Origin of the sequence: Pseudomonas umsongensis (genome assembly GCF_002236105.1) — a bacterium.
Lineage (GTDB): Bacteria > Pseudomonadota > Gammaproteobacteria > Pseudomonadales > Pseudomonadaceae > Aquipseudomonas > Aquipseudomonas umsongensis.
In genome coordinates this window covers 135226-161694 of sequence record NZ_NIWU01000005.1, presented here as the reverse complement: position 1 = coordinate 161694, position 26469 = coordinate 135226, and the positions used below count along the sequence as shown (strand labels likewise).

At 59.4% G+C, this 26469-nt stretch carries 25 protein-coding genes; 13 read left to right on the top strand and 12 right to left on the bottom strand.

Features of this window, described 5'->3' with window-relative positions; genetic code table 11:
- Nucleotides 1-143: 143 nt before the first annotated feature.
- Nucleotides 144-1322 (bottom strand): acetyl-CoA C-acetyltransferase, encoded by a 1179-nt coding sequence (locus PSUM_RS22930; RefSeq protein ID WP_083349593.1) that lies wholly within the window; start codon nt 1320-1322, stop codon nt 144-146.
- 64 nt (nt 1323-1386) lie between these two features.
- Nucleotides 1387-2133 carry an acetoacetyl-CoA reductase gene (phbB, locus tag PSUM_RS22925; protein WP_080725291.1) on the bottom strand — a complete coding sequence of 249 codons (747 nt, stop codon included), beginning with the start codon at nt 2131-2133 and terminating at the stop codon, nt 1387-1389.
- A 272-nt stretch (nt 2134-2405) separates the two neighbouring features.
- On the opposite strand from phbB, the gene PSUM_RS22920 reads away from it, so the two are divergent.
- Nucleotides 2406-3533, top strand: coding sequence for an AraC family transcriptional regulator (locus PSUM_RS22920; protein WP_020796101.1), 1128 nt, complete (start codon nt 2406-2408; stop codon nt 3531-3533).
- A gap of 61 nt (nt 3534-3594) precedes the next feature.
- On the opposite strand, the gene PSUM_RS22915 is transcribed toward PSUM_RS22920, so the two are convergent.
- Nucleotides 3595-5466, bottom strand: a complete 1872-nt coding sequence (locus PSUM_RS22915) for a DUF3141 domain-containing protein (RefSeq protein ID WP_033040191.1) — start codon at nt 5464-5466, stop codon at nt 3595-3597.
- A 193-nt stretch (nt 5467-5659) separates the two neighbouring features.
- Here PSUM_RS22915 and phaP point away from each other — a divergent pair, with 193 nt between their 5' ends.
- On the top strand, nt 5660-6217 hold the full coding sequence (gene phaP / locus PSUM_RS22910; RefSeq protein ID WP_020796099.1) for a TIGR01841 family phasin: 558 nt from the start codon (nt 5660-5662) through the stop codon (nt 6215-6217).
- 35 nt (nt 6218-6252) lie between these two features.
- On the opposite strand, the gene phaR is transcribed toward phaP, so the two are convergent.
- A complete protein-coding gene (phaR, locus tag PSUM_RS22905; RefSeq protein WP_020796098.1) occupies nt 6253-6786 on the bottom strand; it encodes a polyhydroxyalkanoate synthesis repressor PhaR in 534 nt (177 codons plus the stop codon).
- Between the two features lie 257 nt (nt 6787-7043).
- On the opposite strand from phaR, the gene PSUM_RS22900 reads away from it, so the two are divergent.
- The 6 genes from PSUM_RS22900 (at nt 7044) to PSUM_RS22865 (ending at nt 11958) form a co-directional block, all read left to right on the top strand.
- A complete protein-coding gene (locus PSUM_RS22900; protein ID WP_020796097.1) occupies nt 7044-7232 on the top strand; it encodes a hypothetical protein in 189 nt (62 codons plus the stop codon).
- A gap of 494 nt (nt 7233-7726) precedes the next feature.
- On the top strand, nt 7727-9019 hold the full coding sequence (ltrA, locus tag PSUM_RS22890; protein ID WP_083348477.1) for a group II intron reverse transcriptase/maturase: 1293 nt from the start codon (nt 7727-7729) through the stop codon (nt 9017-9019).
- Between the two features lie 355 nt (nt 9020-9374).
- The gene (locus PSUM_RS22885) at nt 9375-9743 is read left to right on the top strand and encodes a hypothetical protein (RefSeq protein WP_008061778.1); all 369 of its coding nucleotides are present in this window, start codon (nt 9375-9377) and stop codon (nt 9741-9743) included.
- Between the two features lie 113 nt (nt 9744-9856).
- A complete protein-coding gene (locus tag PSUM_RS22880) occupies nt 9857-10324 on the top strand; it encodes a glycine zipper domain-containing protein (RefSeq protein WP_020800469.1) in 468 nt (155 codons plus the stop codon).
- Nucleotides 10325-10430: 106 nt separating this feature from the next.
- A complete protein-coding gene (locus tag PSUM_RS22875; RefSeq protein WP_033041340.1) occupies nt 10431-10649 on the top strand; it encodes a hypothetical protein in 219 nt (72 codons plus the stop codon).
- A 613-nt stretch (nt 10650-11262) separates the two neighbouring features.
- Entirely contained in the window at nt 11263-11958 is a 696-nt protein-coding gene (locus PSUM_RS22865) for an HAD-IA family hydrolase (protein ID WP_083349591.1), read from the top strand.
- Nucleotides 11959-12072: 114 nt separating this feature from the next.
- Here the strand turns inward: PSUM_RS22865 and PSUM_RS22860 are convergent, their stop codons facing one another.
- Nucleotides 12073-12819, bottom strand: a complete 747-nt coding sequence (locus tag PSUM_RS22860) for a 3-oxoacyl-ACP reductase family protein (protein WP_020800465.1) — start codon at nt 12817-12819, stop codon at nt 12073-12075.
- A gap of 125 nt (nt 12820-12944) precedes the next feature.
- Between PSUM_RS22860 and PSUM_RS22855 the strand changes: the two genes are divergently transcribed.
- On the top strand, nt 12945-13868 hold the full coding sequence (locus PSUM_RS22855; protein WP_033044112.1) for a LysR family transcriptional regulator: 924 nt from the start codon (nt 12945-12947) through the stop codon (nt 13866-13868).
- 117 nt (nt 13869-13985) lie between these two features.
- On the opposite strand, the gene PSUM_RS22850 is transcribed toward PSUM_RS22855, so the two are convergent.
- The 3 genes from PSUM_RS22850 to PSUM_RS22840 form a co-directional block, all read right to left on the bottom strand.
- Entirely contained in the window at nt 13986-14714 is a 729-nt protein-coding gene (locus tag PSUM_RS22850) for an aspartate/glutamate racemase family protein (RefSeq protein WP_020800463.1), read from the bottom strand.
- Nucleotides 14715-14770: 56 nt separating this feature from the next.
- Nucleotides 14771-16312, bottom strand: coding sequence for an NCS1 family nucleobase:cation symporter-1 (locus PSUM_RS22845; protein ID WP_083349590.1), 1542 nt, complete (start codon nt 16310-16312; stop codon nt 14771-14773).
- A gap of 575 nt (nt 16313-16887) precedes the next feature.
- Nucleotides 16888-17622, bottom strand: coding sequence for a phosphoadenylyl-sulfate reductase (locus tag PSUM_RS22840; protein ID WP_033044110.1), 735 nt, complete (start codon nt 17620-17622; stop codon nt 16888-16890).
- Between the two features lie 163 nt (nt 17623-17785).
- Between PSUM_RS22840 and thrH the strand changes: the two genes are divergently transcribed.
- Nucleotides 17786-18403 carry a bifunctional phosphoserine phosphatase/homoserine phosphotransferase ThrH gene (thrH, locus tag PSUM_RS22835; protein ID WP_020800459.1) on the top strand — a complete coding sequence of 206 codons (618 nt, stop codon included), beginning with the start codon at nt 17786-17788 and terminating at the stop codon, nt 18401-18403.
- Nucleotides 18404-18515: 112 nt separating this feature from the next.
- On the opposite strand, the gene pabB is transcribed toward thrH, so the two are convergent.
- The 4 genes from pabB to rloA form a co-directional block, all read right to left on the bottom strand.
- Nucleotides 18516-19859: an aminodeoxychorismate synthase component I gene (gene pabB / locus PSUM_RS22830; protein WP_020800458.1), complete on the bottom strand. Its 1344-nt coding sequence runs from the start codon at nt 19857-19859 to the stop codon at nt 18516-18518.
- A gap of 205 nt (nt 19860-20064) precedes the next feature.
- Nucleotides 20065-21051, bottom strand: a complete 987-nt coding sequence (locus PSUM_RS22825; protein ID WP_083349589.1) for an alpha-L-glutamate ligase-like protein — start codon at nt 21049-21051, stop codon at nt 20065-20067.
- Nucleotides 21051-22586 carry an osmotic stress tolerance membrane protein RloB gene (gene rloB, locus PSUM_RS22820; protein ID WP_033044105.1) on the bottom strand — a complete coding sequence of 512 codons (1536 nt, stop codon included), beginning with the start codon at nt 22584-22586 and terminating at the stop codon, nt 21051-21053. Before rloB ends, PSUM_RS22825 begins: the two co-directional genes overlap by 1 nt.
- Nucleotides 22587-22591: 5 nt before the next feature.
- The gene (gene rloA / locus PSUM_RS22815) at nt 22592-23128 is read right to left on the bottom strand and encodes a retropepsin-like aspartic peptidase RloA (RefSeq protein ID WP_020800455.1); all 537 of its coding nucleotides are present in this window, start codon (nt 23126-23128) and stop codon (nt 22592-22594) included.
- 302 nt (nt 23129-23430) lie between these two features.
- On the opposite strand from rloA, the gene PSUM_RS22810 reads away from it, so the two are divergent.
- From PSUM_RS22810 to prpC, 3 genes are all read left to right on the top strand, one after another.
- Complete coding sequence (locus PSUM_RS22810; protein WP_173667179.1) at nt 23431-24147, top strand: GntR family transcriptional regulator; 717 nt, start codon at nt 23431-23433, stop codon at nt 24145-24147.
- On the top strand, nt 24144-25034 hold the full coding sequence (prpB, locus tag PSUM_RS22805; protein WP_020800453.1) for a methylisocitrate lyase: 891 nt from the start codon (nt 24144-24146) through the stop codon (nt 25032-25034). Before PSUM_RS22810 ends, prpB begins: the two co-directional genes overlap by 4 nt.
- Nucleotides 25035-25194: 160 nt before the next feature.
- Entirely contained in the window at nt 25195-26322 is a 1128-nt protein-coding gene (prpC, locus tag PSUM_RS22800; RefSeq protein ID WP_020800452.1) for a bifunctional 2-methylcitrate synthase/citrate synthase, read from the top strand.
- Nucleotides 26323-26469 lie beyond the last annotated feature (147 nt).

The window sequence follows — 26469 nt, the reverse complement described above, 5'->3', positions numbered from 1 at the left end:
CGATGTGCCGGGCAGAAAAAAGCCGCGCTATACCGGATTGCGGCTTAGCGACGGCAAGGGAGGCGGGCAACGTTGTCCGAGGCCAGCCTGATGCGCGGAGCAAGGAGCCCAAGTCCGCGCATTGGCTATTCGTATGCCGTTGGTTAGCGTTCGATAGCCAGGCCGACGCCTTGTCCGCCACCGATGCACAAGGTGGCCAGTCCTTTCTTGCCATCGCGACGGATCAGTTCGTGCACCAGCGACACCAGGATCCGTGCGCCCGACGCGCCGATCGGATGGCCAAGGGCGATCGCGCCGCCGTTGACGTTGACTTTGCTGGTGTCCCAGCCCATCTCTTTGCCAACCGCCAGGGCCTGGGCGGCGAAGGCTTCGTTGGCTTCGATCAGGTCCAGGTCCTCGACACTCCAGCCGGCCTTTTGCAGGGTCAGGCGTGTGGCCGGGACCGGGCCGATACCCATGATCGACGGGTCCACACCGGCGCTGGCATAGGCCTTGATTTTGGCCAGTACTGGTAGGCCCAGCGCTTTGGCTTTGGCGGCGCTGGCCAGCAACAGCACGGCCGCACCGTCGTTGAGGGTCGAAGCGTTGCCAGCGGTCACGCTGCCGTCTTTCTGGAAAGCCGGTTTGAGCTTGGCCAAGGCTTGCGCCGTACTGTCGACACGCGGCTGTTCGTCGGTGTCGAAGGCCAGCGGTTCGCCCTTGCGCTGAGGGATCAGGATCGGCGTGATTTCGCTCTGGAAACGCCCGCCCTCGATGGCGGCGGCGGCCTTCTGTTGCGAGGCGGCAGCGAAGGCATCCTGTGCTTCACGGGAGATTTCGTACTTCTGCGCCAGGTTCTCGGCGGTGATGCCCATGTGGTAGTCGTTGAATGCATCCCACAGGCCATCCTGGATCATGCTGTCTTGCAGTTGCGCATGGCCCATGCGCAGGCCGGTGCGTGCCTTGGGCAGGACATAGGGGGCCAGGCTCATGTTTTCCTGACCGCCAGCGATGATCAGTTCCGCGTCGCCGCAACGGATGGCCTGTACGGCGAGGTGGACCGCCTTGAGGCCGGAGCCGCAGACCTTGTTCAAGGTCAGGGCAGGCGTGGTGTGGGGCAAGCCAGCCTTGATCGCGGTCTGGCGTGCCGGGTTTTGCCCAGCGCCGGCGGTGAGCACCTGGCCGAGGATCACTTCATCAATTTGCGCAGCTTGGACACCCGTCTGCTCCAGCAGGCGGCGAATCACTGCTGCACCCAGTTCGGTCGCGGGAATTGCAGACAAGGCACCCTGGAAACTGCCAATGGCGGTACGCGTAGCGGCAACGATTACGACTTCGTTCATGCATGACCTCATGGAAAAGACAAAATTCGACGAGCAAACCTGGGCATTAAGGCCCGGGTCAGGGTTACTGCATGTTCATGCCGCCGTTTACCGAGAAGTCGGCACCGGTGCTGTAGGCGGATTCATCGGACGCCAGCCAGGCAACGATCGAGGCGATCTCTTCCGGCAGGCCAAGGCGACCCACCGGGATTCCCGAGATCATGCCTTCGAGAATGTCCGGGCGAATGGCCGCGGTCATGGAGGTCTGGATGTAGCCTGGGGATACGGTATTGACGGTCACGCCCTTGCCGGAGACTTCCCGGGCCAGTGCCATGGTGAAACCATGGATGCCAGCCTTGGCGGCGGAGTAGTTGGTCTGGCCGAACTGGCCACGCTGACCGTTGATCGAGGAGATATTGATGATCCGCCCCCAACCTTTGGAGAGCATGCCCTCAATGACCTGCTTGGTGGTGTTGAACAAGCCCGTCAGGTTGGTCCCGATCACGCTGTCCCAGTCTTGCGGGGTGAGCTTGCGAAAAGAGGCGTCGCGAGTGATGCCGGCGTTGTTGACCAGCACATCGATCGGGCCGAATTGTTCACGAGCCATCTCGAAAGCCTTGCGGGTCGACTCCCAGTCGGTGACGTCGCCATAGATGAACTCGAACTCGTAACCTGCCTCACGCTGGCTGGCAGCCCAGTCGTCCTTGCGGCTGGAGTCAGAACTGCAGCCGACGATTACCTTGAATCCTTCCTTGTATAGACGTTGGCTGATTGCTGTACCGATACCGCCCATACCACCCGTTACCAAAGCAATACGACTACGCGATTCCATACATCTACTCCGTTTTTTTTTTGCGCTGCAGGAGTGGTGATTGTTGGTTATCGACGGGCTGTGGGGGAAGTGTTTGAAGGTGACGTTCTCCTGTCCTTCGGTGCCACGCGGAAGGGAGGGGGATGGCAAAAAATGAGGAGTACCTATACTTGGATCAATACTTAAAACTGAATGGATAGTTAATATTTCTGCAACAGAGTTGAAATATGTTCTACACGTGTCAGCATCGGCTCCGGACAGGACGTTCGGTTCCACTGGTCATTGAGGACGCCATGTACAGGATAAGTTCAGGTTATGCCAGCGTGCTGGCGAATACGTTTTTGGCCCAGGGTCTCGACCTTGCCGCTCTGTGCGAGGAGGCGGGACTGGATATCGGGTTCGTGAATAAACCAGGGGCATTCTGCGAGCGAAACGTTATCTATCGTCTCTGGGATCTGGCGGCCCAGGCTTCGAACGATCCGAATATCGGTCTGAAAGCCTACGGGGAATGCCATCCCAGCAGTTTTCAGATCGTGGGCTACACGATGATGTCCAGTTCGAACCTGAAAAGGGCGCTTGAACGCCTGGTCCGTTTCAGCCCGTTGATCGGCACCGGATTCAGCCTTTTCCTTGTCCAGGAGGAGCAGCATTACCGATTGGCCAGTCTCGATCATCAGCAAGATGGCTCGGTCAAACCACGGCAATATACGGATGCAGCCTTGGCGTCGCTGCTGGGCTTCTGCCGTTGGCTGGCAGGTGGCAAGTCACCGCAACCCATGAGTGTGGAGTTCTCCTATCCCGAGCCAGAAGACACGTCGCAGCATCAGCGACTTTTTGGCTGCCCGCTGAGTTTCGGGGCGGCCTATGACAGCATCCTGTTCGACGGCCAGGAGCTCCTGACGCCATTGAGCATGGCCAATGAGGCGCTGGCCACGCTGCATGACAGTTTTGCCGAAGCTCAATTGGACCAGTTGTCCGGGTACTCGATCGTTGGCAGGATTCGCCGCCTTTTGACCGAGCGCTTGAGCCAGGGGCAAGGCCAGGGGCAGTGTGATATGGAGTCGATTGCAGCAGCGCTGAACATCAGCAAGCGCACACTTCAGCGCGGTCTTGAGAAGGATGGGACGCAATTCAAGGATGTCCTGAGCGATGTGCGCCGGCAGATGGCCGAATTCTACTTGCGCCACTCTCATTTCAACCTGAAGCATGTCACCCACCTGCTCGGCTTTCATGATCACAGCAGCTTCCACAAGGCGTGCACCCGTTGGTTCGGTATGACCCCCGGCCAATATCGAACCCATGAGTCGTTGCCTGTGCTCAAGGACGTCGTGCCGGTCCTACCCATGAGTGCTATAGGTCGGCGCGGGGATCACAAGATCCCAAGCTTCGCCAGAGATTACGTCGAACGGATGCACCGCTAATCTCCTGTGAAGGCACATTGAGAGATGGAGTTCCACGAGGGCCTCCAGGATGACAAACGATTCACTGGGCGCTCGGCTCAGGTGCGTGGAGATTTCGCGGAGGCTGGGCGCCGGTGAAGGCGCCCAGTACGCCGTAAATACCGTAGAAACAGATCTCTTGAGTGGCGTCACGCACGTCGCGGTACGCATTCAGGGTGTCTTGCATCTGGTTGGAGAACAGCTCCTGCCAGGCCAGCAGCGGGTTGTCCTGGTGTGCGGGACGACGGTTACGGTTGACCGCTGAAACTGTCCCGGGCAACCACCATAGCGTCGGATTCAAGCTGCTCCAAAACAATTGCTGCTGATGGAAGGGGTGCGTCCTGCGCATCCATTCGGCCGTGGGTTCGTTGATGATCTGACGCAGCCACGGACGTATCGATCCGTCGTAAAACGCACTGTTGATTTCAGAGGCGCGCACGACCGAAGAGAATTCGCGATCGTCATCACGGACAGGCTCGTGGTCATCGTGAATATCGGCAATTCGCCTTGATTGGAAATGCACCCGGTATTGCATGTCACCGCTGCCTGAAGTGGCCGGCAGGTCGTCAATCAGCATCTCATGCAGCCCGGGCGGCAGCGCATTGATGGCTTCGACCGCACCTAGCAACCCTCGGTGTTCGCGCCGCGCCACCTGGCCCGAGACAAAGATACCCAAGTGGCCGATGCTGGCATGCCGCAGGTAGACGATGGTGCGGCCTGCCTCCTGCAAGGCGAGATCGCTGGAATAGACATCGGCGATCCAGTTCAACGCCTGTTGGGGAGGGGTGATGTTGTCCCCGTAGGAGCAGAACACCACCACCGGCACTTCGATCCGTTTCAGGTCGATACCGTTACTCTTGCGGTCGGCACGGCCCGACAATTGGTTGCCGATGAACAGATCATCGACAATCATCTCGATCTCTTCTCCATTGAGCAGGGTCGGGCTACCCCACCAGCGTTCGAAATCGAGGAAGCGCCCGGCCTCGCTGTCGATCTGGCTGAACAACTGGTAATACTTGCCCCAATAGGTGTTGGCCGGGTCGAGGTTTTCGAAGTTGCTGACCAGCCAGGTACCGTCAAATCGGCCATTGCCCAAGTCGCTGCCAAGGCGAGCCATCCAGCCGCCACCCAGCAGGCCGCCGGTATAGCGCATGGGATTGCGTCCATTGATGCCGGCCCAGTAAGACAAGGGGGCGCCGTTGATAATGATCAGGCCGGGTAGCTCCGGTCGTGTGGCCGCCAGGCCCATCAAGGCCCAGCCGGCCTGGCAGTTGCCGATGATGATCGGCTTGTCGTTGGCTGGGTGCAGGGCGCTGACGGCTTCGATGAACCGGGCCTGGGCCTGGACGATATCGTCCAGGGTTTGCCCAGGCTGTGGCGAGTGACTGAAAGAGATGAAGTAGGTGGGGTGCCCGGCCCTGAGGCTCTCACCTATGATCGAATCCTGCTTGAAACCACCGATTCCCGAACCATGTCCCCCGCGCGGGTCAATGATGATCACCGGCTGGCTGTTACCGTCGATTTCTTGCTCGGGGCCGGGGAGGATCCGCAGCAGTGAAAAATTGACCGGGCGCGCAAGATCAGGGCCAGCGATCAAGGTTTCATGATCGAACTTGAGCAACAGTGGATACCCGGCGCGTTCATGGGCCAGCCTGTTGTCGCCGCGCTGGCGCAGGGTGTCCCAGAACAGCAGGCAGCGTTGGCTGAAGTCGATGACATATTCCTGCCATTGAGCGGGAGTAGGTTGTCTGAGTTGGCCTCGTTTCAGGGGCGTGAGGGTTTTTTTCTGGCGTTGGCGCACAGCCTCGAGGACGTTCAGCGCATTGAGGCGCTGCAGATGACTCAGGTGTTCCCACAGGCCGCGTTGTGAGGCGGGTTTTTCCTGTTGCGATGCACTAATGTCTTCCTGGTCCATGGTGATCTCCTGACGATAGGCATGTAGGAGTCTATAGCGAACATCCGTAGGATAGGGAAGTCTTTTGTGCAGTGCACAAAAAATCGTTGCCAAAAGAAATTGTGCACTGCAATATAAGCCCTAACGCGATGACCGGCAGGATCGCTCTCGCGTCCTCAGGCCCGAGTCGGCCTTCAAACCAGGAGATTCAAGCATGTCTTTTTTCAACTCGGAAAAATTGCAAGACGCTCAGAAAGCCAACCTCGACCTCCTGCAGCAAATCAGCGGCAAAATCTTTTCCAGTGTCGAGCAGCTGAGCCAGTTGCAGTTCAAGACCCTGCAGGCCTCCACCGAGGAGCAGTTCGAGGGCTTTCGCAAGCTGCTTTCGGTACGTGATCCACAAGGATTCGCCGAGCTCCAGGCGTCTTTCATCCAGCCAAATGTGCAAGCCGAACGCCTGGCTGATTACAACCGTCAAGTGCAGGCGCTGATTGTCGATACCCACTCGGAAATCGCCAAGCTGACCTCGCGTCAGGTCGAGGCAGGCACCCAGCAGGTGCGAGAGTTTGTTGACGTGATCAGCAAGAATGCACCGGCTGGCTCCGAGCCTGTCGTGGCTGGGTTCAAATCGTCGCTGGCCAATGCCGGTGCCGTTTTTGAAAGTGCACAGAAAGCGGTAAAACAGGCTGCTGACGTTGCCCAGAGCAACTTTGACGCAGCGACCGCTGCAGTTGGCAAAACCGCTGCTGGTGGCAAGGCTGATAGCAAGTAAGCCTGATCAGGCTGGTTACAGGATGGCGATGGGGGTTACTCCCCATCGCCATTTTTTTTCGGCCCGCCATCGGCACCTGGCTTGCCTGGGGGCACGGCGCCGAACATTCCGAAGAGGTTCTGGGTGTTCAGGTAGAGCGCTTTTGACTGGTCGACATACTGGCGCATCAAATCCTGCATGACCGGTGCCTGCTGGTGCATGAACGCGCTCCAGGTTTCGGAGGACTGAGCGCCGGTCTGGGACTGGATGTCGATGACCGTCTGGATGCTTTTGTCCAGATAGCTGCCAAGGACGCTTTGGTAGGGACCGTAGAACTGGATGATCCCCATCAGCATCTCACTGGAGAAGATCGGCTGACCGCCACTTTCGGCTTCCAGAATGACCTGCAGCAAAATACTCCGGGTCAGGTTCTCGCCAGTCTTGGCGTCGACCACCTCGAACGGAATTCTATCGACGACCAATTGGCGTATATCCGCAAGGGTCAGATGACTGCTGGTGTGCGTGTCATACAGACGGCGATTCGGGTATTTCTTGATCAGACGGGTGGTGTTCCGACTGTTTTCTGTCATGCGGGGCTACTCACAGCGAGCCTGGTTTGCTGGCATCTTAACCTACTCTGGGCACTGCCACTCTTATGTGTCGCCTCACAATCACACTGCGGTGTCGGTCAAACTGCTCTGACAGGCTTCGCCCATTCGTCGGGCATTCGCTTGTCTGAACAACAAGTCCGTTAATGACCGGCTAGTCTCAAAATCCTTGGTGATCGATATTTTTCGGGCAAAGGGCTTGCCGGTGTCGATCCCGTATTTTTGAGAGGGGTGAAGCGATGACTGAACCGTACATCGAAGACGACGGCGCAGAATATCCGATCAACAACTACGTTCAATGCGGCCAGACAGAGTATGTGGCCAGCTTTGGCGAAGATCAGGCCAAGGTCCTCAAGATCAAGACCAAGGCATGCCGAGTGTTGAAGGGAAAATTCCTGCCCAAGCTTACAGAACCGGCCAGCAAGTAAATGACCCGCGAGCCAACCCCGTCATCGAACGGGGTTTTTTGTGTGCGCCCAGCATGGGCGCAATCTTGTGGGTGAAAGTCCCGCCGTAAGCTGACCACAGCGAACGAAGTGAAGCGCAACTGCATGAGGGCGACCGAGTGTGGGGAGGAAGCGTGAATCGAAGCCATGAGCCGATGTACAAGAACCGGATAAAAGGCAAAGCCGATCAGGGCGAGCGGGCACAAAACCGCGAAGCTTTTGTGGTCAAGGATCAGGCTGTGTAAATCCGGCGGTTGTGTGGTGAAGGATTGCGTTCTTACCTGGGGAGATCTCGCCTTGTGCCTGAAAGGGCGACGGCGCCAGCCGGAGCGAGAAGTCAGCAGAGGCCGTAGTAGTCTTTTTTTTTTGACGAAGGGCCGAACGAGAGAAAGCGTCATAGGCCATGTTGATGCGAAAGACCGGAAGTCAGATGCCTGCCAAACGCGGGGCGGACGGAGATAACGAGCGGTGAAACCGTGAGAGATCCCATCAGCGACGAGGTCAATCGCCCGCAAGATGAACCCTATAACGCAGGGCAAGGGCTGCTGGAGCGGGCCTTTGCGAGAGAAAACCTGAAGCAGGCGTGGAAGCGGGTCAAGGCCAACAAAGGTGCAGCGGGAGTCGACGGTCTGAACATAGATCAGACGGCCGAGCATCTGCTGACCCAATGGGTCGTGATTCGTGAACAGCTTATGTCTGGTGTCTACCGGCCCAGTCCGGTACGCCGAGTGGTCATTCCCAAGCCCGACGGCGGTCAGCGCGAGTTGGGCATTCCCACGGTCACCGACCGCCTGATCCAACAGGCGTTGCTGCAAGTCTTGCAACCACTACTCGATCCGACTTTCAGTGAACACAGCTACGGTTTTCGCCCGGGGCGCAGTGCGCAGGACGCCGTTTTGGCGGCCCAGCGCCACGTGTCCTCGGGACGCAAAGTGGTGGTGGATGTTGACCTGGAAAAGTTCTTCGACCGGGTCGATCACGACATTTTGATGGAGCGCTTACGCAAACGGATCACGGATCGGGCGGTTATCCGGCTGATTCGTGCGTATCTGGATGCAGGAACGCTGATCAATGGCGTGGTCGAGAAAAGCCGCTGCGGGGCGCCGCAAGGCGGCCCGCTGTCGCCGTTGCTGGCGAATGTGCTGCTGGACGAAGTGGATCGGGAGCTTGAGCGTCGAGGTCATTGCTTCGTGCGTTATGCCGACGATGCGAATGTGTATGTTCGCAGTCATAAGGCGGGGGAGCGGGTAATGGCTCTGCTGAAGCGTCTGTATGACAAGCTGCACTTGAGTGTCAACGCGAGCAAGAGTGCAGTGGCGAGTGCGTTTGGTCGCAAGTTCTTGGGCTATGAGATGTGGTCAGCCCGCGGCGAAGTCAAGCGTGCTGCATCCTATAAAGCGCAGAAGCAGTTCAAGCAGCGAATACGCTGGTACACCCGACGCTCGTGTGGCCGTAGCTTGCAGCAGATTGCTGATGAGCTGCGACCTTACATTTTGGGCTGGAAGGCTTACTTCGGTTTGTCGCAAACCCCAGCCGTCTGGCGTGAGTTGGACGAATGGATGCGACACCGATTGCGAGCTATCCAGCTTAAACAATGGGGGCGTGGAACGACGACGTATCGTGAGCTACGAGCACTTGGTGCAAACATCCAGGTGGCACAGAAGGTGGCGGGAAATACCTGCCGCTGGTGGCGTAACAGTCGTCTTGATCTGAATCGCGTGCTTAATATTGCGTGGTTCGACAGGCTGGGATTAGTGCGTCTCTCATAACCTCAATCTCTCGAACCGCCCGGTGCGGACCCGCATGCCGGGTGGTGTGGCAGGGGAACGGCCTGTGAAGGCCGTCCCCTATGCCGATGCCCGGAATCTGAACGAATATTTAATTTGGAAAGTTTTCACAAACTTTTCACAAGGCCCTACGTAGGCTCAAACCATCCGTTAGACGCAACACCCTGCCCGTTCCCCAGCGGGCTTTTTTTTGCCTGCGATAAAACCTTTTCCAAAAAAGCTGTCCAACCGTCGCGAACAACGAGGTTGAGCGCGCGCATGTCTGGACTTTGTTCCCTCTAAAGCATTCAATCTCGACCCTTTTGAATTTCACCCCCTATTTTTTGAGGTTTTCGTCATGCGTTTCACACTGCCTGCTCTGGTTCTGGGTCTTCTGGTTACTCAAGGTGCAATCGCCGGTGACGGTACAGCCGCCCTTGGTGGTGGCCTGGGTGGTGCGCTGGGTAATGTCGTTGGCCGAAGCATGGGCGGCAGCACCGGTGCCGCGATTGGTGCGGGGGTTGCGGGTGCAGCCGGCAGCGCGGTTGCCGCCAAGAAAGGCCACCGTACCAGTGCCGCCATCGGTGGTGGCGTGGGCGCTGCCGGTGGTTCGGTGATCGGCAACAGCCTGGGCGGCAAGACCGGTTCGACCATCGGCGCAGGCCTGGGTGGCGCCTTGGGCGGCGGCGTAGGCAGCAACCTGGCCAACGGTCACAAGCGTCACTGATACCCCAAGGGTCGTGAACAAAAGCCCGGCTTGATGCCGGGCTTTTGCGTTTTTGAACGTTTATGGAATTAACGGCTCCAATTCACATACCCCCGATAAATAAGAGGCGTGCCATGACCCCGAAAACCCAAGGTAATGAAGTGCAGTACCCGAGTACTCGACGCTTGACGTTACCGGCAATTGTTTTTGGATTGTTGTTTACACCATTCGCACTGGCTGCAGGCGATGGTACCGCAGCCGTTGGCGGCGGTATTGGTGGTGCGCTGGGCAACGTGGTAGGTGGACAAATGGGCGGCAGCACGGGCGCTGCGATTGGTGCCGGCGTCGGTGGCGCCGCCGGTAGCGCGATCGGTGCGCCCAAGGGTAGTCGCACCGAAGCGGCGGTAGGCGGTGGCTTGGGTTCAGCCGGCGGTTCAGTGATCGGCAACAGCCTGGGTGGCAGGACCGGTTCGACTATTGGCGCAGGCCTGGGTGGTGCAGCCGGTGGTGCGGTCGGCAACAACCTGGGAAGCGACGATGGCGACTCCCACTCCGGCGGCGGTCACAAACATAAGCACAAACACAAGAACAAACATCACTGACGGATTCGATCGGCAAAATAACCGATAGTCTCCCTGATCGAACCTGACGATCGACGCTGCCTCCAACGGTCAGGGCCTGCCTTTCAGGTCCGTTGCGAGGTGCTCCATGAACGCAGATCCGAAAGTCGCCGACATCGACGAAACCCCCGAATACCCCCTGCCTTCACCTACCGATTCCCTGAGTCGCGATCAGCGGCCTCCCGATGACGAGCCCGGTGTCGAGCAGGTCCCCAACGATGACCTCAAGCGCACGGATTCTGATGTCGAAGTCGACCCGGACGATCCGGACATCGCCGGTGAGGACGCATCCGGCGAGCCGAGCTGACCGACCTCTGGCGCGAGACCGCCTGTCGAATGAGTGGCAACCCTGCCGATGCACTGCTGCCAGACTCAAGGTATGCAACGGGTAAAAGGAGACGTCCATGATCAGGTCAAGCGTGTTGGCCCTGGCAGTGGCTAGTCTGTTATCGATCGGTTCAGGCGTGGCATTTTCAAAATCCTCAGGTAACGACGCGCCCGTCGATAAGGGCGGTATGCCGCCGTCTACTGAAATGAATGCAGGCTCTGGAACTGAGAACGCATTACCGCCTGGCGCCATCAGGAATGGCAATGCAGGCGATGCCAATGGGAGCACCACCCGCCCGGAGACGGGAAGCGGGTCGACCAGCGGTGGCAGTTCGACGGGGAGCGCTTCTGGCAATGGGTCTGGAGGATCAGATAGTGCTGCCAAAAGTAGTGGGACAGGCAAGGCGGGCGGTTAGCCTGGCATAAATCAACAGCGCGTAAAGCTGTCCGGGCCCGGCGATTTGCCGGGCTTTTTGCGTCATGCGCCCGTTGCTCTTGGCCACGGCTGCTCGTTATGCTGCTGAAACCTTTAATCTGTCGCGGAACGGCCGTACCTGAGCCGCCTGGGATGTCATGAAAACGGATCAGATGCGATGAATTTACCGCTCAAGGAGTTCGGCCCCATCAAGGCCGTGATTTTCGATATGGACGGCTTATTGCTGGACACCGAGGGGATTTACACCGAAGTCACGGCCACGATTGCCGCGCGCTATGGCCGAACGTTCGACTGGAGCGTCAAGCAGAGCATCATCGGCCGTGGCGCAGGTGACCTGGCGAGTTATGTGGTGCAGGCGCTGGACTTGCCGATCAGCGCCGAAGAGTTCCTGGTGATTCGCGAGCCGCTGATGCGCGAGCGTTTTCCTGCGGCGCAGGCGATGCCGGGAGCACAAGAGCTGGTTCGGCACTTGAAGGCGCACAACATTCCCATTGCGGTGGGAACCAGTTCCTCAAGCCAGTCGTTCGGCCAGAAAACCACCTTGCATCGCGACTGGTTCGCCTTGTTCGACTTCATCGTCACGGCTGATGATCCAGAAGTCGGTGCGGCCAAACCGGCGCCGGATATCTTCCTGACGGCGGCACGACGCCTGGGTATCGAGCCACGCGATTGCCTGGTGTTCGAGGACTCGCCGTTCGGTGTCACGGCGGCCAAGGCGGCGGGGATGACGGCGATTGCGATTCCGGATGCGGCGATGGCCGATGAAAAGTACGCACACGCCGATGGCATTCTTCGAACGCTGAAGGCGTTCGTGCCGAGCGCCTGTGGCTTGCCAGCACTCGATTGGGCCTGATGATCAAAATTTGTAGGAGCGAGCATGCTCGCGATGAGCCTGAGAGCGCCGCTGGGTGTCAGGTTTCCCTCGTCATCGTTGACGACCATCGCGAGCATGCTCGCTCCTACAGGGTCAAGCGCCAAAACCACCGTCGATGGTCAGGCTCGCACCGGTGATGTAGCCCGCTTCGGGACCGACCAGGTAGGCGACGAAACTGGCGATCTCTTCGACTTTGCCGTAGCGCCCCACTGCCATCAGCGGGATCAGGCTGTCGGCGAAGTCGCCGTGGGCAGGGTTCATGTCGGTATCGACCGGGCCCGGTTGCACGTTGTTGATGGTGATGCCCTTGGGGCCGAGGTCGCGGGCCAGGCCCTTGGTCAGGCCAACCAGCGCCGATTTGCTCATGGCGTACGGGCCACCACCCGCGAAGGGCATGCGGTCGGCATTGGTGCTGCCGATATTGATGATGCGACCGCCTTCGGTCATGTGCCTGGCGGCAGCCTGGGTGGCAATGAACACGCTGCGTACGTTGATCGCCAGGGTCTGGTCGAAGTCTTCGAGCTTGAAGTCTTCCAGCGGTGCGACGGCCAGCACACCCGCGTTGTTAACCAGGATATCCAGCTGGCCAAACGCTTCTACGGTTGCCGTCACGGCGTTGCGAATGGCCTCGGCGTCAGCGCTGTCAGCCTTGATCGCCAGGGCTTTGCCGCCGCCTTGGGTGATGCTGTTCTGCAGTTCTTCGGCCTTCGCCGTGGAGCTTACGTAGGTAAAGGCGACTGTCGCGCCTTCAGCGGCCAGGCGTTTGACGATGGCAGCGCCGATGCCGCGGGAACCGCCTTGGATCAAAGCCACTTTGCCGCTGAGGTTCTGAGTAGTCATATCGATCTCCAAAGTCCCGAGGCGAGATGTCCCGGTTGATGGAGCCTAGTATCGATTCACGATTACAAGCTGAGTAGACAGCAATTGCGATAGTCTGTGTAAACCATAAGTTTATAATGGCTCCTATGGAAACCTTCAGCAGTATCGAATGCTTCGTGCGCAGTGCCGAGGTGGGCAGCTTTGCCGAAGCCGCGCGACGCTTGAGCCTGACCCCGGCGGCAGTCGGCAAGAGCGTGGCCAAACTGGAAGTGCGGCTGGGGGTACGCTTGTTTCAGCGCAGTACTCGCAGCTTGACGCTGACCGAGGCCGGGCAGCTGTTTCTGAGCGAAGTCAGTGCCAGCCTGCACACGATCCAGAATGCCGTGGCCAATCTGGCCAGCGCCGAGGGGCGTCCCGCGGGCACTTTGAAGGTCAGCATGGGCACCGTCTTCGGGCGTCTATACATCGTGCCGCTGCTCGGTGAGTTTTTGCGGCGTTTTCCAGCGATCAACCCGGACTGGCATTTCGATAACCGTCAGGTCGACCTGATCGCCCAAGGTTTCGACGCCGCGATTGGTGGCGGGTTCGAACTGCCCCAAGGGGTGGTGGCGCGCAAGCTGACCCCGGCCCATCGCGTGTTGGTAGCCTCGGCCGGTTACCTGGCGGCGCATGAAGCGATTGTCGAGCCCGATGATCTCAAGCTTCACGACGGCATCCTCATTCGCTCACCGCAGACCGGCCGCGTGCGCTCCTGGCAGTTGACCAGCCGCACCCGACAACACAGCCCGCTGACGCTCAGGGCGCGGATGACCATGAGCGATTCGGAGGCGGCCTGCGCCACGGCGGTCCAGGGTTTGGGCATTGCCCTGGTGAGCATGCCGTTTGCCGTGGGGTATCTGGAGGCGGGGACGCTGGAGCGGGTGCTGCCGGACTGGTATGTCGATGATGGCAATATTTCGATCTATTACGCCGAGCACAAACTGCTGCCGGGCAAGACCCGGGCGTTTGTGGATTTTATTATCGAGCAGTTTGCCGGGCAGGGGTTGGGGCAGCGTTTTAGTGCTATTTGAGTCAGGCTTGAAACCGAGTCGCCCCCATTCGCGAGCGGGCTCGCTCCCACAGGGGAGTTTTGTACGCCGCGGAACCAATGTGGGAGCGAGCCTGCTCGCGAAGAACGATAACGCGGTTTACCTGCCAAATCGCCCCGGCCAGCCAATGATTTTTTTCGGCCGCGGCGTCGCATAGGTCCGCACCTTGGACGTCGACAACCCCAGCCGCACCAGCGATTCGGCGATGGTCACCGCCGCCGTCACACCATCGATTACCGGAACGCCTGTGCGCTGGCGAATCTGCTCGTCCAGCCCGGCCATGCCACCGCAACCCAGGCAAATCACTTCGGCCTTGTCCTGGGTTACTGCCAGTTCAGCCTGATGCACGATGGCCTCCAGTGCGCGTTGCGGCTCGTGTTCCAGTTCCAGCACCGCCAGGCCGCTAGCTCGCACCGAGGCACAACGGTCCCAGAGCCCCGACAGTTTCAGGCGATCTTCGATCAGAGGAACGGTGCGGTCGAGGGTAGTGACGACCGAGTAGGCATGGCCGAGAAACATCGCGGTGCTCGCTGCCGCATCGGTGATGTCCACCACCGGTACGTTGAGCAATTCCTGCAGGCCTTCGCGACCGTGTTCGCCATAGCCTGCTTGAATCACGGCATCGAAGGGCTGGTCGTAGGCCATGACCCGATCCATCACCGCAATGGCGGCCAGGTAGCTTTCGAAGTTGCCTTCGATCGAGTCGGCACCGAAGTAGGGCGTCAGGCCAACGATTTCCGTGCCGGGCGCAGCCACGGCCTGGGCCGAACGGGCAATGGCCTGGGTGATGGATTCGGTGGTGTTGACGTTGACCACGAGAATACGCATGGGGATTCCTTATAGTGGGTGGTTCAGCGGCCCGACGCTGCCGGGCCGCGATGGAGTCAATGGCTGACGTTGTCCACGGCGATGGCTTCACCGCTGACGTCGGCGTAGTGAGGTTGGCGCTTGGCGATGATCAGGTAGAGCATCCCGGCAATCCCGGCCCCAATCAGCCAGGAGAACGGCGACACCAAGTGGAAGCCCGGTACCAGCGCCAGGACGATGGCGATCAGTGCGGCAGGAATGAATGCCGCCACGGCGCGCAGGTTGACCCCGCGGCTGTAGTAATAAGCACCGTTCGGGTCTTCGCTGTACAACTGCGGCACGTTGACCTGGCCTTTTCGTACAAGCCAGTAGTCGACCATGATCACGCCATACAGCGGGCCGAGCAGGGCGCCAAGGCCGGAGAGGAAGTAGACGATCACCAGCGGGCTGTTATAGAGGTTCCACGGCAGGATCAGCACGGCGATGGTCGCGCTGATCAGCCCGGCACGACGGAACGTCAGGTATTTGGGCGCCAGGTTGCTGAGGACAAAGGCCGGGGCGACGAAGTTGGCCATGATGTTGACCGCTACGGTAACGATCAGGAACGCCAGGCAGCCCAGGACCAGGAAGAAAGTGTTGGGGATCGAGGCGATGATCTCTGTAGGACTTTCAATAATGCGGCCATTGATCTGGAATTGCGCGCCACACAGCAGGACAGTGATGGCAGCGAATACCAGAATGTTCACCGGCAGGCCCCAGAAGTTTCCGACCTTGATGGTCTTGCGGCACGGCGAAGAGCGGGCGAAGTCGCAGAAATTGAGGATCAGCGTACCGTAGATCGCCAGCCACAATGCACCGCCGGCAAAGATGTTGCGCCACATCTCGCCGCCGCTCAGCGGCTCGCGGATCGACCAGGCGATGGTCGCATTGGCCTGAAAATACATCCAGGCGGCCAGGGCGGCGACGGTCAGCAGGATCACCGGCCCGGCAAAGGCTTCATAGCGCCGCACCATTTCCATGCCGTAGGCAAGGATGCCCAATTGCACCAACCAGATCGCCACGAAACACACCCAGCCCAGGCTGGACAGGCCGAGGATCGAATCGTGGTCGTACTCGGCGAACCCGGGATGGATGGCGGTCAGCAGGACGCGGAACACAACCGAGGCCAGGTACGTCTGGATGCCGAACCAGGCGATGGCGATCACGGCGCGGATCAGGGCAGGAATCTGCGCGCCATGGATGCCGAAACTGATGCGGCTGATGACCGGAAACGGCACACCGGTCTTCTGGCCCATGTAGCCCGACAGGTTCATGAAGCAATACACCAGCGCCGCGCCGATGCCCAGCGACAGGAGAATCTGCCAGCCGCCCAGGCCCAGGGCGTAAAGGCCAATGGCAAACGAGTAGTTGGCGATGTTATGCACATCGTTGGTCCATAACGCGAAGATGCTGTAGCGACCCCAGCGCCGGCCTTCTGCCTTGGTCGGGGCCAGGTCTTTGTTGTGCAGGCGGGGGCTGAGCACGACAGGGGGTTGCAGTGGCTGCCCAAGGTCGGTCTGGGTGACGTGGGAAGAAGGTAGATCCAGCGCAATATCGTTGGTGGAGAGACTTGTACGCATTCCGGCAGGCTCCTGATGTTCGACGCCGCGATGACTGTGCATGAGCGCAAGGCTCGACAAATCTTCGTCGCGGGTAGCGAAAACCATTGGTTATGGGGCATCTGCAGCCTGTACGGGATAGGGCGCTTCAGGCTTGCGGATCTGAGTGTTTTTATGTTTTGAGGTGATTGTATACAAAACATGTATGCACTTAAGCGAGATGCGTGCCAGTCTTGAATCTATGGATTTGGTTGCTCATTTCGTTTTGTTATCAGCGGGTGCTAAACCGCTGAAAAACGGGTGATATAAGTTGACCGATTGCGCAGGTATTTATTTTTTCGGAGGGGGCTACAAAAAGCTGTGGCGAGGGTTGTCAGGCAGGGAAATGTAACTTTTTAGGGCGAAGAAACAAAAAGTGCACACAAAAATGACACCGATGGTGACAGTGGTGTGTACACATTTTCAGGGCTGATGTTGACACCTGTGGGAGCTGGCCTGCCCGCGATTGTCTTCAACGATAACGCAGGGTGCCTGATACACCGCGGCGTTCTCACGTTTTTCGCGAGCGAGCTTGCTCCTACAGGTGGGTATCGCTGTTATGACTTGCTGATGATATTGCCGGCATGCAGCCCGCATTCCTTCTGCGTGGCCTCTTCCCACCACCAGCGACCTTCACGCTCGTGCTGGTTTGGCAGTACCGGGCGGGTGCACGGCTCACAGCCAATGCTGATGAACCCGCGTTCGTGCAGGCTGTTGTACGGCAGTTCCAGCATCCGGATGTAGCCCCAGATTTCCTCGCTGGTCATCTGCGCCAGCGGGTTGAACTTGTACAGGGTGCGTTCCGGGGTAGAGAACGCGGTGTCTATTTCCATCACGGCCACAGCGCTGCGCGTGCCAGGGCTCTGGTCGCGGCGCTGGCCGGTAGCCCAGGCCTTCACGCCAGACAGCTTGCGACGCAGCGGCTCGATCTTGCGGATGCCGCAGCATTCGCCATGGCCGTCCTTGTAGAAACTGAACAGGCCTTTTTCCTTCACGAACGGTTCAAGCTTGGTGTGATCCGGGGACACCAGTTCGATATCGATCTTGTAATGCTCGCGCACCTGATCGATGAAGCGGTAGGTTTCGGGATGCAAGCGGCCAGTGTCGAGGCTGAACACTTTGACGTTCTTGTTCAGCTTCCAGGCCATGTCCACCAGCACCACGTCCTCGGCGCCGCTGAAAGATATCCACAGATCATCGCCGAACTCGGCAAAAGCGAGTTTCAGGATGTCCTGGGCGGATTTGTTGGCATAGGTCGTGGCGAGTTCCACGACGTCGAACGTTGGGCTCATCAGGGCGGCTTCCTACAGGTCGGTGGCGCTGGGCGCTCTATATGGGGCCGATGGTAACAAAAAGCTGCGCTGGCCGGGGCGTCCTCTGCGTTGCGTGGTGGGGGAGTTGTCGCTAGAGTTCGGGCTCGCTCGACTCAATAAACAATACCAATGGGAGTGTCTTGTGGAAATTGCCTGTCTGGATCTTGAAGGTGTGCTGGTCCCGGAAATATGGATCGCCTTCGCCGAAAAAACCGGGATCGAATCCCTCAGGGCCACCACCCGGGACATTCCCGACTATGACGTGCTGATGAAGCAACGCTTGCGGATTCTCGACGAACACGGCCTGAAACTCGCCGACATCCAAGAGGTGATCGCTACGCTCAAGCCGCTGGACGGTGCCGTCGAGTTCGTCGATTGGCTGCGCGAGCGCTTCCAGGTGGTGATCCTGTCGGACACCTTCTACGAGTTTTCCCAGCCGCTGATGCGTCAGCTCGGCTTCCCGACCTTGCTCTGCCATCGTTTGATTACTGACGATACCGGCCGGGTGACGGGCTATCAGCTGCGTCAGAAAGATCCCAAGCGCCAGTCGGTGCTGTCCTTCAAGAGCCTCTACTACCGGGTGATTGCAGCGGGCGATTCCTACAACGACACCACGATGCTGGGTGAGGCGGACGCCGGGATTCTGTTCCATGCGCCGGACAATGTGATCGCCGAGTTCCCGCAGTTTCCGGCGGTGCATACGTTTGAAGAGCTGAAGCAGGAGTTCATCAAGGCTTCGAATCGTACCTTGAGTTTGTAGTCGATCTTCAGGACGCCTTCGCGGGCAAGCCCGCTCCCACAGTGTTTTTTCGTCGGTCACAAAATCTGTGAACAACCATTAACCTGTGGGAGCGGGCTTGCCCGCGATGTTTTTAGAGGTTCTGGAGGGTATCGAGCAGCACCTTCACCTTGGTGATCGATTCCTGATACTCGGCCTGCCACTCGGAATCGGCGACGATTCCGCCACCGCCCCAGCAACACACCTGCCCATCCTTGACCAACAGGCTGCGGATGGCGATGGAGCTGTCCATCTCGCCGCGCACGTCCAGGTACAGCAATGAACCGCAGTACAGCCCGCGTCGGGTGGGTTCCAGCTCGTCGATGATCTGCATCGAGCGAATTTTCGGCGCACCGGTAATAGAGCCGCCCGGGAAGCTGCCGGCGATCAGGTCCAGCGCATCGCGATCATCTGCCAGTTCGCCGGTCACGCTGCTCACCAGGTGATGCACATTGGGGTAGCTTTCCAGGCTGAACAACTCAGGCACTCGAACCGAACCGGTGCGGCAGGTGCGACCGAGGTCGTTGCGCAACAGGTCGACGATCATCAGGTTTTCCGCACGGTCCTTGGGGCTCGCCAGCAGTTCGGCGGCGTTCGCCGCGTCCTCGGCAGCGCTAAGGCCGCGCGGGCGTGTGCCTTTGATCGGACGGGTCTCAACATGGCGTTCGCTGACTTTGACGAAACGTTCCGGTGACAGGCTCAGCACCGCGCCGCCGTCGGGCAGGCTCTGGAAGCCGGAAAACGGAGTGGGGCAAGCCAGTCGCAACGCGCAATACGCCGTCCATGGATCACCTTGGCAGGGTGCACGGAAACGCTGGGCGAAGTTGACCTGATAGCAATCGCCTGCCTGGATGTATTGCTGGATGCGCTCGATCGCCTGGCGATACTGATCAGCGTTCAGATCGGCATTCATCGGCGCTTGCAGCTTGAACGGCTCGACCGCTTCAGCGGCGGGCTGGCTGAACAGCTGGATCAGGCGTTGGCGCTCGCTGTCAGCCAGCGTTGGGTGAAACACCAATTGGCTGGTGGCCTGGTGGTGATCGCTGATCAGCGCCCAATCGTACAGGCCGAAGCGCGCATCGGGTAACTGCAGGTCATCCAGGGCCTGGCTCGGCAGGTTTTCCAGGTGGCGGCCGAAGTCGTAGCTCAGGTAACCGATCAAGCCGCCCGCAAACGGCAGTTCATAAGGTGCAGGCAGCGATGCTTCGCCCAAGCGTGTCAGATTGTCCCGAAGGCGTTGCAGGAAATCGCTGCCGCGTTCGTCAGGCGCTACGGCCAGTTGTTCCAGCGGCCAGGCGCTGAGCAAGTCAAAGCGCCCGCGCTCGGCGCTGGGGCGGCCGCTGTCGAGCAGCACGGCACCTGGGGCATGACGAATGGCCGCGAAGTAGTCGGCAGGGTTGGCGCGATAGGGCAGCGGGTGTACGGAGCAGGTCAGCATGGGCGGGTTGGATCAGCCATCGAGGCGGGGTGGCGATTGTAGTCCCCTCGGGGAATTGCTCCTAGAGGGGATTAGCAGATTGGAGGCAGGCATGGCTACTGTGGAATCTGGCAGATTGTATTCGCGAGCAGGCTCGCTCCCACAGGGTTCAGCGCAATACTTGTGGGAGCGAGCCTGCTCGCGAAAGACACACCTGGGTTCTGGATCAACCCTCGACCGGTGGAATATGCCCGAACATCTCCTGCACAAACGCCACTCGCTCTTCGACGGTTTCGCTGACGCCGCGTGCTTTCAAGTCTTCCAGCCGCGCCTCGACCGCATGGGTGCGCAATGTCAGGCCGCAATCATTGGCAATCTGGATATTCAAGCCAGGTCGGGCGTTGAGCTCGAGGATCAGTGGGCCTTTCTCCTGGTCCAGCACCATGTCGACACCGATGTAGCCCAGCCCGCACAGTTCATAGCAACCCGCGGCGAGTTTCATGAAACCGTCCCAGTAGGGTAGTTGCACGCCATCCACCGCGTTGGTGGTGTCCGGGTGTTTGGCGATGATGTTGTTCAGCCAGGTGCCGCGCAGGGTCAGGCCGGTGGCCAGGTCGACACCCACGCCGATGGCGCCCTGGTGCAAGTTGGCCTTGCCGCCGGACTGACGGGTGGGCAAGCGCAGCATGGCCATGACCGGATACCCCATCAACACGATGATGCGGATGTCCGGCACACCTTCATAGCTGATGCTCTTGAAGATCTGGTCCGGGATCACCCGGTATTCGATCAGTGCACGGTCGCGATGCCCGCCCAGGGAATACAGGCCGGTCAGGATGCTGGAAATATGGTGCTCGAGCTCTTCGTGGTCGACGATCTTGCCGGACACCGTGCGATAGCGCCCCTCGAAGCGGTCGGCAATGACAATGATGCCGTCGCCGCCAGCGCCTTGGGCCGGCTTGATCACGAAGTCGTTGCGCCCGCCGATGATCTCGTCGAGCTTGTCGATTTCCTTCTCGGTGGAGATCACGCCATACAACTGCGGCACATGGATGCCGGCCGCAATGGCGCGTTCCTTGGTGATGATCTTGTCGTCGACGATCGGGTACAGGCTGCGCTTGTTGTACTTGAGCACGTAGTCCGCGTTACGCCGGTTGATGCCCATGATGCCCCGGGCTTCCAGGGCTTTCCAGGTCTTCCAGAAGCCGAACATCAGGCGTCAGCCTTCTTCAGGAAGGCCTTGAAACGCACCAGTTCGGTCAGGCGGTAGCCGCGATAGCGACCCATGGCCAGCATGAAGCCCACCATGATCAACAGGATCGCCGGGAAGGTGAATACGAAGTACACCAACTCTGGAATAGTCATGATCAGGTGCGCCAGCGTCGCGGCGAACAGGGTGCCGATCGCCACTTTCATGGCATGGCTGGCGCCACGTTCCTCCCAGGTGATCGACAGGCGTTCGATGGTCATGGTCAGGATCACCATCGGGAACAGCGCCACCGACAGCCCGCGCTCCAGGCCGAGCTTATGGCTGAACAGGCTGATGGCCGCGATCAACACCACGACGAACGTCAGCACCACCGACAGCCTTGGCAGCATTTGCAGTTTCAGGTGCTCAAGGTAAGAGCGCAGCGACAGCCCCAGCGCCGTGATGATGGTAAACAGCACGATACCGAAGCCGAGTTGGGTCTCGCGGAAGGCCAGGGCGATCAGCACCGGGGTAAAGGTGCCGAGGGTCTGCAGGCCGATCAGGTTGCGCAGGACCAGGATCACCAGCACGCCGATCGGGATCATCACCATGATCATGAAGGTCTGCTGGGTTTGTAGCGGCAAGCCGTACAGCGAGTACTCGAGGAAATTGGCGTCGGTGTTCTCGTCGGTCAGCTTGGCCAGGCGAATGGCGTTCATCTCGCTGTTGTTCATGCTGAAGGTCACAGTGGCCTTCTTGCCGCCATCCACGGTGATCAGGTTTTCGTCGCCGGTCCACCACAGCAGGCGGTCGGTCGGCAGGCCCTGTTCGCCGGTTTCCGGGTTGAAGTACAGCCAGTCGGTGCCATTGAAGCTGCGCAGCCAGAGTTCCGGGGTTTGCGGCTGGTCGGCCACCAGGCGAATGGTGTGGACCTTTTCCACCGGCACGTGGGCGATGGACAGCAGCAGTTCGACGATCTTCGCCTTGTGGGCCGGTGTCGGGTCGCCGGCCAGGAGCATCTTGGCGTTGTCGTCGTTGCTGTTGTTGACCCGCTTGATCGCTTCGCTGATGAAGGTCTCGACGTCGGCCGAGTGTTGGCGAATCGGCGCCAGCAGCGCTTCGGCGGCGAGTTTTTCAGGGCCTTCCACGGCAATGCTGTCGCGGAAGGTCGGCCCTTTGATCTTGGCTTTTTCGGCGGTGTAGCGCTTGGTCAACACCAGACGGTAATAAAGGGTCTGGTTGCCTTTGGCCCGGCGCGCCGACCACGTGACCTTGCGGTTGCCGTCGACTCGGTTCACGGCCACGCCGTAATTATTTGAAATAAAGCTTTCGTTGAGACTCACGTAATCGCGGCTCAAGGGTGGCACGAACATCTGGATCTTGACTGGGTCCTTGGCACTGGCGACGAACTCGACCTTGGCGTCGATGTTCCACAAGTCGTCGGTGGCGTCTTCCGTCACGGGAATGCCGAGTACGAAGATCTGGTAGGCCGTGACTGAAATGCCCAATACCACCAGGATGGCGATCAACATTTTCAGATGAAGGGTAAGAGAGCGCATTTAAATTACTCGGCGGTATGAGCGTCGGCGGCGCAGGCGGGTTTGCCGGCAGCGTATTTAAGACTGGGGTCGACCAGCGCATCGAAGCGTTTGAGTGCTTCGGAGCCGATCAATAGCGGGTATTGGAACGCGCTACGGTCGGTCAGGTTCACTTCGATGCTACGTAAAGCTGAACCCATGCAGATATCCAGTTCGATCACCGGTCGGGCAGTGTACTTCTTGCCCTCTTCCGGGTCGTAGTCACCGGCCCGGCGTTTGATCTTGCTGACGCGGGCCAGCGGTCGTTCGATCGGGTGCGAATGGGCGGTGTCGATGGCCAGGTAGAAGCGCACCCAGGACTCGCCATTGCGTTTGAAGCGCTTGATGTCGCGGGCGCTCAAGGATGCGGTTTTTGCCCCGGTGTCGAGTTTGGCGGCCACTTCGAGGTCGATGCCGCCCAACGAAGCATATTCATTGAGGCCGTACACGGTCTTGTCCCCGGCAGCAGCGAACCCGGGCAGGCAAAGAAGAAAAAGGAAGATCGGGAAGGGCTTGAGTCTCATAAATCCTGGTGCGCAGCGGTCTGTTCTTTAATTCAAGACCCTGGCATCGCTGCGCAAGCTCCTCGTATGCCTATCAGCTATTTATGACAAGCCGTGCAGATGTCACAAACAAATGCGGGCGGCATTCTAGCACGGCAGGTTGATGGCGCCAGCGCTGGCGGGCGGCTGTGAATCGAGGGCACTGCTTTGTTATGGTGCAGGAGGTTATTAGACGATTGTCGACAATATCTAATTATCCTTTGACTGTGGCGGCAGTTTTGGTTAATTTTTGCCGCACTGGCTTTCAAGGTGTCGACAATATGCTGGATCAACTGGCTCCCCCGCTTACCGTTCAGGATGACTCGGAAACGCTTTCCGAAAACGTCTTCCGACGCATTCAAGCGGCCATCGTCAAGGGTGAGATCGCCCCGGGCAGCAAAATCTCCGAGCCCGAGCTGGCCCGTACCTACGGCATCAGCCGTGGCCCGTTGCGCGAAGCCATCCACCGCCTGGAAGGCCAACGCCTGCTGGTGCGCGTGCCACACGTCGGAGCACGGGTGGTGTCGCTCAACCATGCCGAGCTGGTGGAGCTCTACGAAATCCGCGAATCCCTCGAAGGCATGGCCTGTCGCCTGGCCGCCGAGCGCATGAGCGTCGAGGAAATCGATGAGCTGCGCCGGGTCCTTGAAACCCACGAACGCGATGAGGCCTTCCAGGCTGGCCGCGGCTACTACCAGCAGGAAGGCGATTTCGACTTCCACTACCGGATTATCCAGGGCAGCGGTAACCGCACCCTGACGCAAATGCTCTGCGGCGAGCTGTATCAATTGGTGCGCATGTACCGCATCCAGTTTTCCACCACGCCCAATCGCCCGCACCAGGCCTTTGCCGAGCACCACCGAATTCTCGATGCCATCGCCGACCGTGACGGTGAACTGGCCGAGTTGTTGATGCGCCGTCACATCGGCGCCTCCAAACGCAACATCGCCCGTCATTACCAGGACGGCGCTAACCCGACAGCCAAACGAGGTGAGTCATGAGTTTGAACAAGAGCACTCCAGGCCAGCGTTTCCGCGATGCGGTCGCCAGCGAGCATCCATTGCAAGTGGTCGGCGCCATCAACGCCAACCACGCCCTGCTGGCCAAGCGTGCCGGTTTCAAGGCGATCTACCTGTCGGGTGGCGGGGTGGCTGCTGGCTCCCTTGGCGTGCCGGACCTGGGCATCACCGGCCTGGATGACGTGCTGACCGACGTGCGTCGCATCACCGACGTCTGCGACCTGCCGCTGCTGGTGGATGTGGACACCGGTTTCGGTTCCTCGGCGTTCAACGTCGCCCGTACCGTCAAGTCGATGATCAAGTTCGGCGCGGCGGCGATTCACATCGAAGACCAGGTTGGCGCCAAGCGTTGCGGTCACCGTCCTAATAAGGAAATCGTGACCCAGCAGGAAATGGTCGATCGCATCAAGGCGGCCGTCGATGCCCGTACCGATGACAGCTTCGTGATCATGGCCCGTACCGACGCCCTGGCAGTGGAAGGCCTGGAATCGGCACTGGATCGCGCCGCCGCGTGCATCGAGGCCGGCGCCGACATGGTGTTCCCGGAAGCCATCACCGAACTCGAGATGTACAAACTGTTCGCCAGCCGTGTGAAAGCGCCGATCCTGGCCAACATCACCGAATTCGGCGCGACGCCGCTGTACACCACCGAGCAACTCGCCGCTGCGGACGTGTCGCTGGTGCTGTACCCGCTGTCGGCCTTCCGCGCCATGAACAAGGCTGCGGAAAATGTCTACACCGCGATCCGTCGCGATGGCACGCAGGCGAATGTCATCGACACCATGCAGACCCGCATGGAGCTTTACGATCGCATCGACTACCACACCTTCGAGCAGAAGCTCGATGCGTTGTTCGCCGCGAAAAAATGAAGATCAAAAGATCGCAGCCTTCGGCAGCTCCTACCTCGGCCGTGATCCTCTGTAGGAGCTGTCGAGTGCAACGAGGCTGCGATCTTTTCGGCATCACCCGAATAACCTGATGAAGCACAATTTGCCGATTCCCTAACAAAATTAAAAACTGGAGGCAGAAATGGCCGAAGCAAAAGTACTCAGTGGCGCCGGGCTCCGTGGCCAGGTTGCCGGGCAAACCGCACTGTCCACCGTAGGCCAGTCGGGCGCAGGCCTGACCTACCGCGGCTATGACGTACGCGAACTGGCGGCTGACGCACAGTTCGAAGAAGTTGCCTACCTGCTGCTGTACGGCGAACTGCCGACCAAGGCGCAACTGGCCGCCTACATCACTAAATTGAGCAAGCTGCGTGACCTGCCGCAAGCGCTCAAGGAAGTGCTGGAACGCATCCCCGCCGACGCCCACCCGATGGACGTGATGCGCACCGGCTGCTCGTTCCTGGGCAACCTGGAGCCAGAGAAAGACTTCTCCGAGCAGCACGACAAGACTGACCGCCTGCTGGCTGCATTCCCGGCGATCATGACCTACTGGTATCGCTTCAGCCACGAAGGCAAGCGCATCGAATGCGTAAGCGACGAGCAGTCCATCGGCGGTCACTTCCTGCACCTGTTGCACGGCAAGAAGCCGAGTGAGTTGCACGTCAAGGTGATGAACGTTTCGCTGATCCTCTACGCGGAGCACGAATTCAACGCCTCGACTTTCACCGCGCGCGTGTGTGCCTCGACCCTGTCCGACCTGTATTCGTGCATCACTGCGGCGATTGGCTCGCTGCGTGGTCCGCTGCACGGCGGCGCCAACGAAGCGGCGATGGAAATGATCGAACGCTTCAGCTCGCCGGAAGATGCGATCAAGGGCACTCTCGGCATGCTCGAGCGCAAGGACAAGATCATGGGCTTCGGCCACGCGATCTATAAGGACAGCGATCCGCGCAACGAGGTGATCAAGGGCTGGTCGAAAAAACTCGCCGACGAAGTGGGCGATAAAGTGTTGTTCCCGGTCTCCGAAGCCATCGACAAGACCATGTGGGAGCAGAAGAAGCTGTTCCCTAACGCCGACTTCTACCATGCCTCGGCGTACCACTTCATGGGCATCCCGACCAAGTTGTTCACACCGATCTTCGTCTGCTCGCGCCTGACCGGCTGGGCCGCACACGTGTACGAACAGCGTGCCAACAACCGCATCATCCGCCCAAGCGCCGAATACGTCGGCGTTGAACAGCGCAAGTTCGTGCCAATCGAACAACGCTGAATGGTGGAGGCCTGATCACCCGGAACCTGTAGGAGCCGAGCTTGCTCGCGATGACGGACTGACATTCAACAATGATGTCGACTGTTACACCGCTATCGCGAGCAAGCTCGGCTCCTACAGGGATCGGGTTGAATTCGAGCCAAGTAC